The organism is Streptococcus sp. 1032 (genome assembly GCF_013277015.1).
Classification (GTDB): domain Bacteria; phylum Bacillota; class Bacilli; order Lactobacillales; family Streptococcaceae; genus Streptococcus.
Genome location: NZ_VMMD01000009.1, coordinates 22,608 through 38,973 on the forward strand (window position 1 = coordinate 22,608; position 16,366 = coordinate 38,973).

18 protein-coding genes and 3 pseudogenes are annotated in these 16,366 nt (G+C 40.9%); 20 read left to right on the top strand and 1 reads right to left on the bottom strand.

All coding sequences use genetic code 11. The features are described from left to right. Positions 1–69 precede the first annotated feature (69 nt). The 18 genes and pseudogenes from HT711_RS02015 to HT711_RS11195 all read left to right on the top strand — a co-directional run bounded on the left by HT711_RS02015 (position 70) and on the right by HT711_RS11195 (position 13,345). Positions 70–1,017, top strand: coding sequence for an AEC family transporter (locus tag HT711_RS02015; RefSeq protein WP_173219685.1), 948 nt, complete (start codon positions 70–72; stop codon positions 1,015–1,017). Positions 1,018–1,050: 33 nt separating this feature from the next. Next, a complete protein-coding gene (mprF, locus tag HT711_RS02020) occupies positions 1,051–3,564 on the top strand; it encodes a bifunctional lysylphosphatidylglycerol flippase/synthetase MprF (RefSeq protein ID WP_188111561.1) in 2,514 nt (837 codons plus the stop codon). Between the two features lie 103 nt (positions 3,565–3,667). Continuing rightward, a pseudogene (locus HT711_RS02025) lies at positions 3,668–3,787 on the top strand (IS630 family transposase); the annotation flags it as partial. 391 nt (positions 3,788–4,178) lie between these two features. Beyond that, positions 4,179–5,156, top strand: coding sequence for an ABC transporter substrate-binding protein (locus HT711_RS02030; protein WP_173233259.1), 978 nt, complete (start codon positions 4,179–4,181; stop codon positions 5,154–5,156). A gap of 11 nt (positions 5,157–5,167) precedes the next feature. Further along, positions 5,168–5,897: pseudogene (locus HT711_RS02035) on the top strand (ABC transporter permease). Between the two features lie 12 nt (positions 5,898–5,909). Further along, the gene (locus HT711_RS02040) at positions 5,910–6,713 is read left to right on the top strand and encodes an ATP-binding cassette domain-containing protein (protein WP_000157661.1); all 804 of its coding nucleotides are present in this window, start codon (positions 5,910–5,912) and stop codon (positions 6,711–6,713) included. A 14-nt stretch (positions 6,714–6,727) separates the two neighbouring features. Beyond that, positions 6,728–6,883 (top strand): annotated as a pseudogene (locus tag HT711_RS02045) (alpha,alpha-phosphotrehalase); the annotation flags it as partial. 140 nt (positions 6,884–7,023) lie between these two features. Then, the gene (locus tag HT711_RS02050; protein ID WP_000364990.1) at positions 7,024–7,272 is read left to right on the top strand and encodes a YneF family protein; all 249 of its coding nucleotides are present in this window, start codon (positions 7,024–7,026) and stop codon (positions 7,270–7,272) included. 198 nt (positions 7,273–7,470) lie between these two features. Then, on the top strand, positions 7,471–8,265 hold the full coding sequence (gene racE, locus HT711_RS02055) for a glutamate racemase (protein ID WP_000370371.1): 795 nt from the start codon (positions 7,471–7,473) through the stop codon (positions 8,263–8,265). After that, positions 8,262–9,233 (top strand): nucleoside-triphosphate diphosphatase, encoded by a 972-nt coding sequence (locus HT711_RS02060; RefSeq protein ID WP_164226032.1) that lies wholly within the window; start codon positions 8,262–8,264, stop codon positions 9,231–9,233. Before racE ends, HT711_RS02060 begins: the two co-directional genes overlap by 4 nt. Then, complete coding sequence (locus HT711_RS02065) at positions 9,209–9,730, top strand: metallophosphoesterase (RefSeq protein WP_164226033.1); 522 nt, start codon at positions 9,209–9,211, stop codon at positions 9,728–9,730. Before HT711_RS02060 ends, HT711_RS02065 begins: the two co-directional genes overlap by 25 nt. Continuing rightward, on the top strand, positions 9,727–10,188 hold the full coding sequence (gene cbpB, locus HT711_RS02070; protein WP_004260968.1) for a cyclic-di-AMP-binding protein CbpB: 462 nt from the start codon (positions 9,727–9,729) through the stop codon (positions 10,186–10,188). The genes HT711_RS02065 and cbpB overlap by 4 nt, the downstream gene beginning before the upstream one ends. Beyond that, positions 10,185–10,919, top strand: a complete 735-nt coding sequence (gene xerD, locus HT711_RS02075) for a site-specific tyrosine recombinase XerD (protein WP_316043873.1) — start codon at positions 10,185–10,187, stop codon at positions 10,917–10,919. The genes cbpB and xerD overlap by 4 nt, the downstream gene beginning before the upstream one ends. Beyond that, a complete protein-coding gene (locus HT711_RS02080; protein ID WP_173219670.1) occupies positions 10,919–11,647 on the top strand; it encodes a segregation/condensation protein A in 729 nt (242 codons plus the stop codon). The genes xerD and HT711_RS02080 overlap by 1 nt, the downstream gene beginning before the upstream one ends. A gap of 18 nt (positions 11,648–11,665) precedes the next feature. Then, complete coding sequence (gene scpB / locus HT711_RS02085; protein ID WP_064275926.1) at positions 11,666–12,235, top strand: SMC-Scp complex subunit ScpB; 570 nt, start codon at positions 11,666–11,668, stop codon at positions 12,233–12,235. Next, positions 12,222–12,944: a pseudouridine synthase gene (locus HT711_RS02090; protein WP_001222230.1), complete on the top strand. Its 723-nt coding sequence runs from the start codon at positions 12,222–12,224 to the stop codon at positions 12,942–12,944. Before scpB ends, HT711_RS02090 begins: the two co-directional genes overlap by 14 nt. Further along, positions 12,944–13,180, top strand: coding sequence for a membrane protein insertion efficiency factor YidD (gene yidD / locus HT711_RS02095; protein ID WP_049512981.1), 237 nt, complete (start codon positions 12,944–12,946; stop codon positions 13,178–13,180). The genes HT711_RS02090 and yidD overlap by 1 nt, the downstream gene beginning before the upstream one ends. Before the next feature lie 6 nt (positions 13,181–13,186). Next, complete coding sequence (locus tag HT711_RS11195) at positions 13,187–13,345, top strand: chlorohydrolase (protein ID WP_240148979.1); 159 nt, start codon at positions 13,187–13,189, stop codon at positions 13,343–13,345. A gap of 127 nt (positions 13,346–13,472) precedes the next feature. On the opposite strand, the gene galE is transcribed toward HT711_RS11195, so the two are convergent. Next, the gene (gene galE / locus HT711_RS02100; protein WP_173219667.1) at positions 13,473–14,471 is read right to left on the bottom strand and encodes a UDP-glucose 4-epimerase GalE; all 999 of its coding nucleotides are present in this window, start codon (positions 14,469–14,471) and stop codon (positions 13,473–13,475) included. A 293-nt stretch (positions 14,472–14,764) separates the two neighbouring features. On the opposite strand from galE, the gene pepA reads away from it, so the two are divergent. After that, positions 14,765–15,829: a glutamyl aminopeptidase gene (gene pepA / locus HT711_RS02105; protein WP_173233253.1), complete on the top strand. Its 1,065-nt coding sequence runs from the start codon at positions 14,765–14,767 to the stop codon at positions 15,827–15,829. Positions 15,830–15,848: 19 nt separating this feature from the next. Beyond that, positions 15,849–16,145, top strand: coding sequence for an enterocin immunity protein (locus HT711_RS02110; protein WP_057487917.1), 297 nt, complete (start codon positions 15,849–15,851; stop codon positions 16,143–16,145). Positions 16,146–16,366 lie beyond the last annotated feature (221 nt).

A 16,366-nucleotide genomic window follows, 5' to 3' on the forward strand; every position in this document is an offset into this window, starting at 1 on the left:
CTGCTGCTATCCTTCTATAGTGGCAGATTTGTATGGGCTGTGGACTTAAGTAATTTAGAAAGGACACCTATGTCACTCTTTTTAACTTCGATTACGAGTATCATTCCGATTATTGCTATTATTGTTTTGGGGTATATTCTTCAGGTGAGGGGATGGTTTGGGGATGCCTTTGGACCTAACCTGTCTCGTTTAATCATGAATGTAGCCTTGCCAGCGTCAATCTTTGTGTCGGTGATGAAATACCTAACGCTAGATAAACTAATCAGTCTTTCTGGAGGACTCTTTTATACTTTTGTAGCATTTAAATTGGGCTATATCGTAGCTTATATTGCAGTTAGGCTTTTCAAGGTTCGTCCAGGACGGCGAGGGACCATGATTAATACCTTTGTGAATGCCAATACTATTTTTATCGGTCTACCATTAAACGTTGCTCTTTTTGGTAATCAGGCTCTTCCATATTTCTTAATTTACTATATCACCAACACGATTTCTACCTGGACATTAGGCGTGTATGTGATGACGAGCGATAGTAAATCGGGTCAAAGCAAGAAGAAAACTAAATTTGACTGGAAGAAATTGCTTCCAGCTCCGCTTGTAGGTTTTCTTGTCGCTCTACTATTTTTGATTCTCCGAATCTCCATTCCAGATTTCGCAACGAATACCTTAACTTATGTAGGAAATATCGTCACTCCCTTATCTCTGATTTATATTGGTATCGTTCTTGCAAAGGCAGGCTTGAATACTATTACTTTTGATAAGGATACAATTGTCACTTTAGTTGGACGCTTTATCCTAGCTCCTCTGATTATGCTTCTTGTATTGAAGTTCTCTGCACCAAATATGGCGACAGTAGAATTTAAGACCTTTATGATTCAGTCCGCTACACCAGCTCTAGCTGTTCTCCCAATCCTTGCTAATCAGGGAAAAGGAGACGTGGAATTCTCTACGAATGTGGTGACTCTAAGTACGGTTCTATTTATCGTTGTTATTCCAATATTACAAACTTTATTAGGATAAGAGGATGAGCTTGTGAGAACAATTTTGAATTGCATGAAAAAATGGCAGACACTCATCAAGATTACCTTATTTTTATCTATTGTTAGTCTCGTTATTGTAGAGATAATCAGACTTTTTAAGACAATTTCGTTTGATAAGGTTGGAGCAATCTTGGGGGAACTCTCTCCAATAAAACTGATTTGTTTAGTTTTCTTTGGTTCTATGGCTGTTGCGCCAATGATGCTCTATGATAGAATCCTAAATAAAGAACTTAATCAGAAACAAAAATTATCTTACTTACTAGAAACAAGTTGGACTATAAATAGCTTGAATAATATGATTGGCTTTGCCGGTTTGGTGGATGTTGGTTTACGCTATTCTTTCTATGGAGATGAAGAACGCTCTGAAAAAAGTATGCAAGGAATTTCTCGTGTCATCCCTTATTTTATGAGTGGTTTCTCACTGTTTGCACTGATAAGTTTAATTTTCACAATTATATTTCCTATTTCAATGGGGATTAAACAATATTGGCCAGCTCTTTTGGGAGCTTGTCTCTATCTTCCAATTATTTTATTTGTTTCAAATAGAAAAAAATGGGTCTATTTTGGTCAATTGAGTGGAAGGACAATTTTATCTTTAGTGCTAACTTCTGCCCTTGATTGGGCTAGTGTATTAAGTTTTTTCCTTTTGGTTGGGTATGTTTTAGGCTACAATTTACCAATTTATGATGTAATCCCCCTCTTTATGATTGCTATTACAATTGGCATTATATCGATGATTCCTGGTAGCCTAGGTAGTTTCGATTTAATTATGGTATCTGGTTTAGTTGCCCTTGGTATTGATAAAGATCAGGCGCTAAGTTGGTTACTAGTATTTCGTTTATTCTATTATATTCTTCCTTTCTGTTTAGGAGTTGTTTTATTCTTTAAAAATATGGGTGGCCGACTTAATGAGAAATATTTGGGAATTCCCCAAAAGGTTATTGAATCACTATCCACTATAGTATTGGTTTGGGGGTTGCGACTTTTTGCTTTCTTCCTCGTGGTGTCAGCTATAGTTCCTCAAGAATTAGGACATCTTCCTTTGTTTAAAGAACTTTCACCTAGCACTGGACAGTTTGTTTTTCAACTTCCTAGTATCATTCTCGGCGTTCACTTCTTCCTTCTTGCAAGACTAGTTAAACGACGTTTAAAATTTACATTACCATTAGCTACTGTACTAGGTCTAGTAAGCCTTGTTTATTTGAATATTGGTAGTTTTTCATTAGCAAGTAGTTTTTTTCTAATCATTATTTTGTCTATCATATGGTGGATTAGAAATACATTTGTTCGCAGTCATTATATTTATGCTTGGGAAGATTGTTGTAAGGATATATCGTATATTGGTGGAAGTTTCTTCTTGACCCTTGTTTTGTTAGGACATTTGAACCCTCATCATGTATTTGAAGTTAAACATCTTCCTCATTTGATTACACACTGGATTCATCTTTTTGGCTCGTCTCTGATATTGGTGATTTCGTATGTTTTGGTACTCCGTGAGAGTAATCAAACCAAAGAGAATTTTGGAGAAGTTTTCGATAAGCAACGTTATCAAGACTTTATTGCAACAATACCAAATATAAATTTAGATGCTGCCCTGGCTTATTTAGATGACAAATACCTTTATTGGTACCAAGAGGATGGTCAAGACAAGGTTGTTTTCCAATTTGCAATTGAAAATAATAAATGTGTCGTTATGTCGGATCCACTGGCACAGTCAGGATACTTAGAAAAAGGCTTATCGAAGTTTTTAGAGGATGCGGAGGACACAAATGTCTCTGTTATTTTCTACGAAATTAATCAAGAAACCACCCTATTACTTCATGAATATGGGTACGACTTTATGAAATTTGGGGAGACTGCTCAGGTATTACTCGATAGATTTACAACCGAAGGAAAACAAGGAAAGAAATTTAGAACAGTTGTTAATCGATTAGAAAGCAAGGGGTATCAATTCCAAGTATTACAACCACCTTTTGATAAGAAGTTGCTTAACACCCTTAAAGAAATATCGTATAATTGGCTAGATGGTCGTCAAGAAAAAGGGTTTTCACTTGGATTTTTTGATGAGAAGTACATTCAATTAGCACCAATAGCCCTTGTAAGGGATAAGGAAGATAAGGTTCAGGCTTTTGTTACCTTTTTAGCTTGTAATGGTCCTGAAGAAGCTAGCATCGATTTGATGCGCTACCACTTAAGGACAGTACCCAATGGTATTATGGATTATCTCTTTGTGAAATTATTACTTCATTTTAAAGAAGAAGGAGTTAGTTTATTTGAATTAGGTATGGCGCCGTTGTCAAATGTAGGAACTGAGAAACATAGCTTTCTACAAGAAAAAGTAGCCTATCTCATCTATGCCTTCACTAATCGATTCTATTCATTTAGTGGTCTTAGACAGTATAAACAAAAGTTTAATCCTATTTGGACACCTAGATATGTTGCCTATCCTCGGGATACTTGGCTTATTTTGGATATGTTAGCAATCTACAGAGTTGATAACCGAAAAGTAAAGAGATTGTCGTATTGACTATTGGTTTTAAACAGTATAAAATAACTGTCGATTTTTTGTTCGACTGCTAAGAGTCAGTTTAATACTATACTAAAATCAAAACGCATTATATAATAGTGATATGAAATCAACCAAAGAAGAAATACAAGCCATCAAAACACTTTTAAAAGGCTCTAGTACAACTAAATACCATAAAAGTCTTCAAATCTTTCTATTTTGTCTAATGGGCAAATCTTTGAAATTATCCTAAAAGAATTGAAAGCTCCTTGAAAGAATTTTCAAAAAATTTTAAAAAATTCTGAAATATTCTTGACAGCTAATGAAAAAGGTGGTAAGATAGGAAACATCAAAAAAGAAAGCAGAAAAAGAAATGAATAAAAGACAAGCTGTAACGATGAATCAAAACTTTTACTTTAGCTACTTTAGATAGTGTTTGTAGACATGTCACCATGGATGCAAACAGTTCAAGCAATTTGTTTGTATCTATGTGGCTAAGATTTTTGATTGTGGTCCATATAGATGAATATCTAAATGGACTAGCTAAGTTGTAACTTGTTAGATTATTTCAAGCATCCGTTTAGATAGTATCTAGGCGGTTTTTTGTTTTATCTTTTCTGAGAAGGAGTTTCATTATGAAAGTTGTTCGAAAATTACTAGCACCCCTCTTGGTAGTGGGAATTCTCTTGACCTCTCTGATCAGTTTGCATCAGTTGAAGGCAGATAAGAAAAAAGATGTGTTTCGTATCGGTATTTCGCAATTTATTACCCACCAGTCTCTAGATGCTACTAGAGAAGGCTTTGTAGATGAACTGGCTAAACAAGGCTATGTTAAGGGGGAAAATATTGAGATTGATTTGCAAAATGCACAGGGAGAACAACGAAATCTAAAAACGATTTCCCAGCAACTAGCAGAATCTAGTGATGTCGTTCTAGCTATCGCAACGCCTTCTGCTCAGAGCTTGGCCAATACAACACAAGCGACACCTGTTATCTTTTCAGCGGTAACAGATCCTGTCAGTGCCAAGTTGGTTAAGTCAAGAGAGCATCCTGGGAGCAATGTAACTGGGACAAGCGATCAGTCATCAGATGCCATTTCAACCCAAATCAATTTGATAAAGAAAGTGTTACCAAGGGCTAAAACGATTGGAATTCTCTATACTCAGAGCGAGCCAAACTCAGTTGTCCAAAAGGATGAAGCTAAGCGCCTTCTGGAGGAAAAAGGCTTTACCGTTGTTGAAAAAACAATCTTGGACAGTAACAACGTCAAGGCGGTTGCAGAAAGCTTGATGGCAGAGGTGGATATGGTTTTTGTACCAACGGATAATATCATTTCATCAACCATGGAAACAGTCAAGCAGGTTTCTATTAAACACAAGGTTCCAGTATTTGGTGGTTCAACAGAAATGGTTGCGGTTGGTGGCTTGTATAACTACGGAACAAATTATGAAGAATTGGGACGTCAGACAGCACGAATGCTGGTTCGTGTTTTAAAAGGTGAGAATCCAGAAAATATAGCAGTTGAGTTGCCTGAAAAACTGGAATTGCATACCAATCAAGAAATGGCAGACGCATTGGGAATTGATATTAGTAAGTTAGAAGGCAAGGAATAAGGAGGTTTGAGATGAATTTTGTATTATCTAGTTTATCAGAAGGTTTGTTGTGGTCGATTATGGCGATTGGGGTCTACTTGACTTTCCGTATTTTGGATATTGCGGATATGACTGCTGAGGGGGCCTTTCCACTGGGGGCGGCTGTCGTCGTATCTCAGATACAGGCAGGGACAAATTCTTGGATTGCGACTTTACTTGCTTTGTTCGCAGGTATGGTAGCAGGTCTAGTATCAGGAATGCTCCACACCAAGATGAAAATTCCAGCTCTCTTGACAGGGATTGTGACCTTGACAGGGCTTTATTCCATCAATATTAAAATCATGGGAAGTGTGCCTAATCTTTCCTTGGGAGATTCTGCAACCATCTTTAAACAATTGGCAAGCTTGGGTCTAACAAATGAAGAAGCTGTTTTCTCTTTCAGTTTAGCTTGTCTCTTCCTTGTTTGCCCAAAATGATGGATTTTCAGATGTGACTTCTGGGACAGGAACCATCGTTGTTGGTTTGAGTGCAGTTATTATTGCGGAAGTTTTGATACACGATTTGACCATTGGAGGCCGCTTGTTATCCATCGGAATCGGTGCTATTGTTTACCGTTTGATTATTTTAAATATCTATGAAATTCCAAATCTAGATCAAAATTTGGTACGTCTCTTTAATGCAATTTTGTTAGCCTTGGTTTTATTTGCACCAGAATTACAAAAGAGATTAAAGATTCGTGGTCTGAAATTGAGAAATGAATAGGAGGAGAAAGTTATGGCAAGTTTGTTAACACTTGAAAATATTCACAAAACCTTTGAAGCAGGGACGGTCAATGAGAACCATGTCCTCAAAGGATTAGATTTAGAAGTTGAAGAGGGAGATTTTATCTCTGTGATTGGTGGAAATGGAGCAGGAAAATCCACTTTGATGAATATCTTGGCTGGCAATCTATCGGTGGACGAAGGGGACCTTTTATTGGCAGGGAAATCCATTAAAAATCTGAGTGTAAGAAAGAGAGCCAAGGATATCGCCCGTGTTTTTCAAGATCCTAAGATGGGAACAGCCTCTCGTTTGACGATTGAGGAGAATATGGCTATTGCCTTGAGACGTGGACAAAAAAGAGGACTTGGCTGGGGCGTGAAGGAGAAGGACAGAATCCAGTTCCAAGAGGCCTTGAAGGAGTTGAATATTGGTCTTGAAAACCGCTTGAAAGTGGATACTCAATACCTCTCAGGAGGACAAAGACAGGCCTTGACCCTAGTCATGGCAGCTCTGGTGAAACCCAAACTTTTGCTTTTGGATGAACATACTGCGGCACTTGACCCGAAAACGAGTCAAATGGTGATGGATTTGACGCAAAAGATTGTGGAACACCATCAGTTGACGACTTTGATGATTACCCACGATATGAACCATGCGATTGAGTATGGTAATCGTCTCATTATGCTCTATCAAGGCAAGATAGTGGTAGATGTCAAAGGAGAAGAGAAAAAGCATCTGACAGTTGAAGATCTCATGCATCTTTTCCAGAAAAATAGTGGCCAAAGTCTGGTCAGTGATGAATTAGTTTTGGGATAAAGAAAAAGGCTGAGATGTGGCTCAATAATTTTTATGCCACAGAAGTGGAAATCGATTTACCAGTAGCCTACCAAAATGGACAGATTTTGCTTTCAAACTATGAAGATGCAGAAGTGTCTGAAAAAATTCTACTCAAACCGTATCAAACGCTGGCTATCTATGTAAATTAAACTCAGCAAGGAACCCTCTTTCGCAGAAAAGCAGGGTTTTTTTGCTGTCTATTCCATCTATGAAAGCGTAAAACAAACTAGTCAGGGTGGCTAGTTTGTGGTATAATGAAAGAGACTCAAAAAGAAACAGGAGAAAAATGATGGATTTACTTTTAGCAATTGTATTGATTGTGCTAGCTTTTCTAGGAGGAGCTCTTGGAGGAATGTACTTGGTTCGTAAGCAAATAGAAAAAGAATTTGCTGACAACCCACGTTTGAATGCTGAAGCAGTTCGTACTCTTTTGAGTGCAAATGGTCAAAAACCAAGCGAAGCTAAGGTACAACAAGTTTACCACCAAATCATTCGCCAACAAAAAGCAGCCCTTGCCAACAATAAAAAGAAAAAATAAATAAGGAAAAGTCTGGGATGAAAGTTCCAGACTTCTCACTATGTTGGTTATGTTTAGGGATGAGACTTTTTCCTTGCATTCTATTGATATTTGATTATGATTAAGAGAGATAGTTATTGATTAGACTGTCATTCAGTTCATAAGGATAAATAATCATAATGAACTATCAATCAGAAAAAAGACTAGAAAGAAGACTGTATGGATAATCGACCAATTGGTTTTTTGGATTCGGGTGTCGGGGGCTTGACCGTTGTGCGCGAGCTCATGCGCCAGCTTCCCCATGAAGAAATCGTCTATATTGGAGATTCGGCACGGGCGCCCTATGGTCCCCGTCCTGCTGAGCAAATTCGTGAATATACTTGGCAGTTGGTCAACTTTCTCTTGACCAAGGATGTCAAGATGATTGTCATTGCTTGTAACACTGCGACTGCGGTCGTCTGGGAAGAAATCAAGGCTCAACTAGATATTCCTGTCTTGGGTGTGATTTTGCCAGGAGCTTCAGCAGCCATCAAGTCCAGCCAAGGTGGGAAAATCGGAGTGATTGGAACGCCCATGACTGTACACTCAGACATTTACCGTCAGAAAATCCATGATCTGGATCCGGACTTACAGGTGGAGAGTTTGGCCTGTCCCAAGTTTGCTCCCTTGGTGGAGTCGGGTGCCCTGTCAACCAGTGTTACCAAGAAAGTGGTCTATGAAACCCTGCGTCCCTTGGTTGGAAAGGTGGATAGCTTGATTTTGGGCTGTACCCATTATCCACTGCTCAGACCCATTATTCAAAATGTCATGGGGCCAAAGGTTCAGCTCATCGATAGTGGGGCAGAGTGTGTACGGGACATTTCAGTCTTACTTAATTATTTTGAAATCAATCGTGGTCGCGATGCTGGACCACTCCATCACCGTTTTTACACAACAGCCAGCAGCCAAAGTTTTGCACAAATTGGTGAAGAATGGCTGGAAAAAGAAATTCATGTGGAGCATGTAGAATTATGACAAATAAAATTTATGAATACAAGGATGACCAGGACTGGTATGTTGGGTCCTATAGCATTTTTGGTGGTGTCCGGACTTTGACTGATGAAGACTTGGATTTTCCTCTAGTTGGATTGGCCAAAATCTTTCGAGACGAGGAACGAGGTTTTCCACTTTCAGTTATTGTTTTACGCTATGGTTCTCCCTACCGTTTATTGTCTTTTGTAGTAGATATCCTTAACCAAGAAATGGGACGAAATTTGGAAGTTATTCAACGTCAGGGAGCCCTGCTCTTGGTTGAAAATGGGCAGCTCTTGTATGTAGAATTGCCTAAAGAAGGGGTCAATGTTCATGATTTCTTTGAGACAAGCAAGGTCAGAGAAACCTTATTGATTGCGACTCGTAACGAGGGCAAGACCAAGGAATTCCGAGCTATCTTTGACAAGCTAGGCTACGATGTGGAAAATCTTAATGATTATCCAGACCTGCCTGAAGTAGCAGAAACAGGTATGACCTTTGAAGAAAATGCCCGCCTCAAGGCAGAAACCATTTCCCAATTAACGGGCAAGATGGTTCTGGCAGATGACTCAGGTCTCAAAGTCGATGTCCTTGGTGGCTTGCCAGGTGTCTGGTCAGCTCGTTTCGCAGGAGTGGGAGCTACTGACCGTGAAAACAATGCTAAACTCTTGCACGAATTGGCCATGGTCTTTGAACTCAAGGACCGCTCGGCTCAATTCCATACAACCCTAGTCGTAGCCAGTCCCAACAAGGAAAGTTTGGTTGTTGAAGCAGACTGGCCAGGCTACATTAACTTTGAACCTAAGGGTGAAAATGGCTTCGGCTATGACCCTCTCTTCCTTGTAGGAGAGACAGGCAAGTCCTCAGCTGAATTAACCCTTGAAGAAAAAAATAGTCAATCTCACCGTGCCTTAGCCGTTAAGAAACTTTTGGAGGTATTTCCATCATGGCAAAGCAAACCATCATTGTAATGAGCGATTCCCATGGCGATAGCTTGATTGTGGAAGAAATCCGTGATCGTTATGTGGGCAAAGTTGACGCCGTTTTTCATAACGGCGATTCTGAACTGCGTCCAGATTCTCCCCTTTGGGAAGGCATACGCGTTGTTAAAGGGAACATGGACTTCTACGCCGGCTACCCAGAACGTTTGGTGACTGAGCTTGGTTCGACCAAGATTATCCAAACCCATGGTCACTTGTTTGACATCAATTTCAACTTTCAAAAGTTGGACTACTGGGCTCAGGAAGAAGAGGCCGATATCTGCCTTTATGGTCACTTGCATGTGCCAAGCGCTTGGATGGAAGGCAAGACCCTCTTTCTAAATCCAGGTTCCATCAGTCAACCACGTGGGACCATCAGAGAGTGTCTCTATGCTCGTGTGGAGATTGATGACAGTTATTTTAAAGTGGACTTTTTGACACGAGTCCATGAGGTGTATCCGGGCTTGTCCAAGGAGTTTAGCCGATGATTGCCAAGGAGTTTGAGACTTTCTTGTTGGGGCAGGAGGAAACTTTTTTGACCCCTGCTGAAAATCTAGCCGTGTTGATTGATACTCACAATGCGGATCATGCAACCCTCTTGCTCAGTCAGATGACCTATACCCGTGTTCCCGTTGTGACAGATGAAAAACAGTTTGTTGGGACGATTGGGCTCAGAGATATTATGGCTTATCAGATGGAGCATGATTTGAGTCAAGAAATCATGGCAGATACGGATATCGTTCATATGACGAGAACGGACGTAGCGGTCGTCTCGCCTGATTTTACCATTACGGAGGTCTTGCACAAGCTGGTAGATGAGTCCTTCTTGCCGGTTGTGGATGCGTCTGGTATTTTCCAAGGAATTATCACGCGCAAGTCTATCCTCAAGGCAGTCAATGCCCTCTTGCATGACTTTAGTAAGGAATATGAGATTCGATGCAAATAAAAGACAGGATTTCAGACTTTTTAGAGGAAAAGCAGGGTCTGTCTGCCAATTCCAAGCAGTCCTATAGGTATGATTTGGAGCAATTTTTAGACATTGTAGGCGAGCGGATTTCTGAGACCAGTCTCAAGATTTACCAAGCCCAGCTAGTCAATCTAAAAATCAGCGCTCAGAAGCGAAAGACTTCGACCTGTAACCAATTTCTCTACTTTCTCTATCAAAAAGGAGAAGTGGATAGCTTTTACCGCTTGGAATTAGCTAAACAAGCTGAAAAGAAGACCGAAAAGCCAGAACTGTTAGACTTAGACTCTTTTTGGCAGGAAAGCGACTATCCAGAGGGCCGCTTACTGGCTCTCCTGATTTTGGAAATGGGGCTCTTGCCCAGTGAGATTTTAGCCATCAAGGTTGCAGATATCAATCTGGATTTTCAGGTGTTGCGAATCAAGAAGGCTTCCCAACAGAGGATTGTCACCATTCCCACGACCTTGCTTTCAGAATTAGAACCCTTGATGGGGCAGACTTATCTCTTTGAAAGGGGAGGGAAAGCCTATTCTCGTCAGTGGGCCTTTCGTCAGCTAGAATCCTTTGTCAAGGAGAAAGGTTTTCCGGCCTTATCAGCCCAAGCCTTGCGGGAACAGTTCATTCTACGACAAATAGAAAACAAGGTCGATTTGTACGAAATTGCAAAAAAATTAGGATTAAAAACAGTCCTGACTTTAGAAAAATATAGATAATGGATATTAAACTAAAAGATTTTGAAGGGCCTCTGGACTTGCTCTTGCACCTGGTTTCTAAGTACCAGATGGATATCTACGATGTGCCTATCACAGAAGTCATCGAACAGTATCTAGCCTATGTCTCAACCCTGCAGGCCATGCGTCTGGAAGTGACGGGGGAGTACATGGTCATGGCCAGTCAGCTCATGCTGATCAAGAGTCGCAAACTACTTCCAAAGGTAGCAGAAGTGACAGACTTGGAGGATGACCTAGAGCAGGATCTTCTCTCTCAAATCGAAGAATACCGCAAATTCAAGCTCTTAGGGGAGCGCTTGGAAGCCAAGCACCAAGAACGGGCCCAGTACTATTCCAAAGCACCGACAGAGTTGATTTACGAAGATGCGGAGCTTGTGCATGACAAGACGACCATTGACCTCTTTTTGGCTTTTTCAAATATCCTAGCCAAGAAAAAAGAGGAGTTTACTCAGAACCACACGACCATCTTGCGGGATGAGTATAAGATTGAGGACATGATGATTATCGTGAAAGAGTCCTTGACTGGACGAGACCAGTTGCGCTTGCAGGATTTGTTTAAGGAAGCCCAGAATCTCCAAGAGGTCATTACCCTCTTTTTGGCAACCCTAGAGTTAATCAAAACCCAGGAGCTGATCCTCGTGCAAGAGGAAAGTTTCGGAGATATTTATCTCATGGAAAAGAAGGAAGAAAGTCAAGTGGCCCAAAGCTAGACTTGATAGAGAGGAAAGATGAGTACTTTAGCAAAAATAGAAGCGCTCTTGTTTGTAGCGGGTGAAGATGGGATTAGAGTCCGCCAGTTAGCTGAACTTCTCTCTCTGCCACCGACAGGCATCCAACAGAGTTTAGAAAAATTAGCCCAGAAGTATGAAAAGGACCCAGATTCCAGTTTGGCTCTGATTGAGACAGGGGGCGCTTATAGATTGGTGACCAAGCCTCAATTTGCAGAGATTTTGAAGGAATACTCTAAGGCACCTATCAACCAGAGTTTATCTCGGGCTGCCCTTGAGACCTTGTCCATTATTGCCTACAAACAGCCCATCACACGGATAGAGATTGATGCCATCCGTGGGGTCAACTCGAGTGGGGCTTTGGCAAAGTTGCAGGTCTTTGACTTGATACGAGAAGACGGGAAAAAAGAAGTGTTGGGTCGTCCCAACCTCTATGTGACTACGGATTATTTCCTAGATTACATGGGGATAAACCATTTAGAAGAATTACCAGTGATTGATGAGCTTGAGATTCAAGCCCAAGAAAGCCAATTATTTGGTGAAAGGATAGAAGAAGATGAGAATCAATAAGTATATTGCCCACGCAGGTGTGGCCAGTAGGAGAAAAGCAGAAGAGTTGATCAAGCAAGGCTTGGTGACGGTCAACGGCCAAGTAGTGCGTGAACTCGCAACCACTATCAAGTCAGGCGACAAGGTCGAAGTTGAAGGTCAACCTATCTACAACGAAGAAAAGGTCTATTATCTGCTTAATAAACCACGCGGTGTCATTTCCAGTGTGACAGATGACAAGGGCCGCAAGACGGTTGTCGACCTCTTGCCCAACGTGAAGGAGCGCATCTACCCTGTAGGTCGTTTGGACTGGGATACATCAGGAGTCTTGATTTTGACCAATGATGGGGATTTTACGGATGAGATGATTCACCCTCGTAATGAGATTGACAAGGTTTATGTCGCGCGTGTTAAAGGTGTGGCCAACAAAGAAAACCTCCGCCCTTTGACGCGTGGTCTTGAGATTGATGGCAAGAAAACCAAGCCTGCTGTCTATGAGATTCTCAAAGTGGACCCAGTCAAAAATCGCTCAGTAGTGCAGTTGACCATCCATGAAGGGCGCAACCATCAGGTTAAAAAAATGTTTGAAGCTGTCGGTCTTCAAGTGGACAAGTTATCACGGACTCGTTTCGGACATCTAGACTTGACAGGTCTTCGTCCAGGAGAATCCCGTCGTCTTAATAAAAAAGAAATCAGCCAACTACACACCATGGCTGTAACCAAGAAATAATGAAACGAATTTTAATAGCGCCTGTGCGCTTTTACCAACGGTTTATCTCACCAGCCTTTCCCCCCTCTTGTCGCTTTGAGCCGACTTGTTCAAACTACATGATTGAGGCTATTGAGAAACATGGCTTCAAGGGTGTCTTGATGGGTTTGACACGGATTTTACGTTGCCATCCTTGGTCGAAACCAGGTAAGGACCCTGTCCCAGACCATTTTTCTTTAAAGAGAAATGCAAAATAATACTCAATGAAAATCAAAGAGCAAACTAGGAAACTAGCCGCAGGCTGCTCAAAACAGTGTTTTGAGGTGGTGGATAGAACTGACGAAGTCAGCTCAAAATACTATTTTGAGGTTGCAGATAGAACTGACGAAGTCAGTAACATCTATACGGCAAGGCGGCGTTGATGTGGTTTGAAGAGATTTTCGAAGAGTATAAATTGGATTCTAATGTATAAAACACAGATAGATGATACTTGGTATTTATCAAGTGCCATCTATCTGTGTTTTTATTTATGATTGATGTTTCTGCTATTTATTCCAAAATGTTTTTGTCTTCTTTAACACGCCAATGATAATCCGATAAAATAATATCTTCGAGGGAGTAGCTAGCTTGCCAGTCAAGATATTGTTTAGCTTTTGATGCGTCTGCTAGGACGCTAGCTGGGTCACCAGCACGGCGATCAACAATTTCGTGTGGTATTTTTTGATTCAGTAGTTCTTCAGCAGTTTTAAAGATTTCTTTGACGGTATAGCCTTTTTCAGTTCCTAAGTTAAAGATTTGAGAAGAACTGTTTTCTTGAAAGAGGTAATTCATCCCTTTAACGTGGGCTTGTGCAAGGTCTAAGACATGAATGTAATCTCGAATACATGATCCATCACGTGTATCGTAGTCATCTCCAAATATTTTCAGGCTATCATTTTGTCCCAATGCGGTCTTGTTGATATTTGGAATGATATGAGTTGGATTTTTCACGCGCAGACCGTTTGAAGCATCCATTTCAGCCCCAGCAACATTAAAGTAACGGAAAATGACATATTTCCAGTCGTAGCGATTGGCCATCCAGTAAATCATTCGTTCACCCATCAGTTTTGTTTCTGCATAAGGGTTGACAGGGTCGAGCAGGGTATCTTCAGTTGCAGGCTTGTCAATACAGTTATTACCATAGAGGGAAGCAGTCGAAGAGAACATGATTTTTTGAATGCCAACTTCAGATAAGACTTTGAGAACTTGATTCATACCAGCAACATTGGCAGTGAAGTATTTGCTTGGATTTTCAATACTTTCGCTCACAACAATTTCACCTGCACAATGGAGAACAGCGTCAATCTTGTTTTCTTCCAAGTAAGCCTTTAAGGCGCTAGCATCATAAACATCCAGTTGTTTAAAGCTAGCACGACTATCCACAGCTGAACGATTTCCTGTAGAGAGATTATCTAGAACATGTACCTGATAGCCAGCATTTAAAAGAGCTTTAACGGTATGGGAGCCAATGTAGCCAGCTCCACCTGTAACAAGGATTGTTTTGGTCATGATTTTTTCCTTTTCCTAGTTTTGTACTATTTTAAAGAAAGAGGGAAGGAAAGTCAACTATTTTCTGGAAATTTCATGAAAAACTGAACAAATATAGCATCGAATTGTTTTGTGTTTGGGAATTAATAGTTTGGTTGGTCTTGGAATAGTTCTTAGATTTCACCTCACATGCAAGAAAATACAAGCTTTTTCTAAGATAGAGCAGGACTAAGATACTAATTTAGAAATCCACCTTCCCGCTATTATTCTCCTATAAAAAGTGGTAAAATGGATGAAAGAAAGAAGGAACTAAAATGACAACATTATTTTCAAAAATCAAAGAAGTAACAGAACTTGCTGCGATCTCAGGTCATGAAGCACCTGTCCGTGCTTATCTTCGTGAAAAGTTGACACCGCACGTGGATGAAGTAGTGACAGATGGCTTGGGTGGTATTTTCGGAATTAAACATTCAGAAGCTGCAGATGCGCCGCGCGTCTTGGTCGCTTCTCATATGGATGAAGTTGGTTTTATGGTCAGCGAGATTAAGCCAGATGGTACCTTCCGTGTCGTAGAAATCGGTGGTTGGAATCCTATGGTAGTTAGTAGCCAACGTTTCAAACTCCTGACTCGTCACGGTCGTGAAATTCCTGTGATTTCAGGCTCTGTTCCTCCACATTTGACTCGTGGAAAGGGTGGACCAACAATGCCTGCTATTGCAGATATCGTCTTTGATGCCGGTTTTGCGGATAAGGCTGAGGCAGAAAGCTTTGGCATCCGTCCTGGCGACACCATCGTACCAGATAGTTCTGCAATCTTGACAGCCAATGAGAAAAATATCATCTCAAAAGCTTGGGACAACCGCTACGGTGTTCTTATGGTTAGCGAGTTGGCGGAAGCTCTGTCAGGTCAAAAACTCGGAAATGAACTCTATCTTGGCTCTAACGTCCAAGAAGAAGTTGGTCTTCGTGGTGCTCATACATCTACAACCAAGTTTGATCCAGAAGTCTTCCTCGCAGTTGATTGCTCCCCAGCAGGTGATGTTTATGGCGGTCAAGGCAAGATTGGAGATGGAACCTTGATTCGTTTCTACGACCCAGGTCACTTGCTTCTCCCAGGTATGAAGGATTTCCTTTTGACAACAGCTGAAGAAGCTGGTATCAAGTACCAATACTATTGTGGTAAAGGCGGAACAGACGCTGGCGCAGCTCATCTGAAAAATGGTGGTGTCCCATCTACAACAATCGGAGTCTGTGCTCGTTATATCCATTCTCACCAAACACTTTATGCAATGGATGACTTCCTAGAAGCGCAAGCCTTCTTACAAGCCTTGGTGAAAAAATTGGATCGTTCAACGGTTGACTTGATTAAAAATTATTAAACTTAAGGAGGTGGTAGGGATGGTAGAACCAAACCTAGAAAGCCTTGTAAAAGATCTTTACAATCATGCTCGACATGATTTGAGTGAAGATTTAGTTGCTGCTCTCCTAGAGACTGCTAAAAAACTGCCTACTACAAATGAGCAATTGCTGGCAGTTCGTCTCTCAGGTCTGGTCAATCGTGAATTGCTCAAGAATCCCAGACATCCGGCACCTGAGTTGCTCAACTTGGCCCGCTTTATCAAAAGAGAAGAAGCTAAGTACAGAGGAACCGCAGCTTCTGCGCTTATGTATGGGGAGATTTTTAAAATGCTTTGATTCCATTGTGGATCAAAGCATTTTTTATAAGACCTATCTCGTGAGCGCTCAGATAGTAGTAACAAGGAATCATGAGAAGTTAGCTGAAGCAATAGTAGTGAAGAAACTTCTGTAATGGAAGTGGAGCGAAGTGAGGAATCGTCAAACGGTAGGGTATAGGCGGTTTGAAGGGTGCTATGAGAAAGATAGGGTAAGGTGAAATTAATACTCTTCGAAAATCT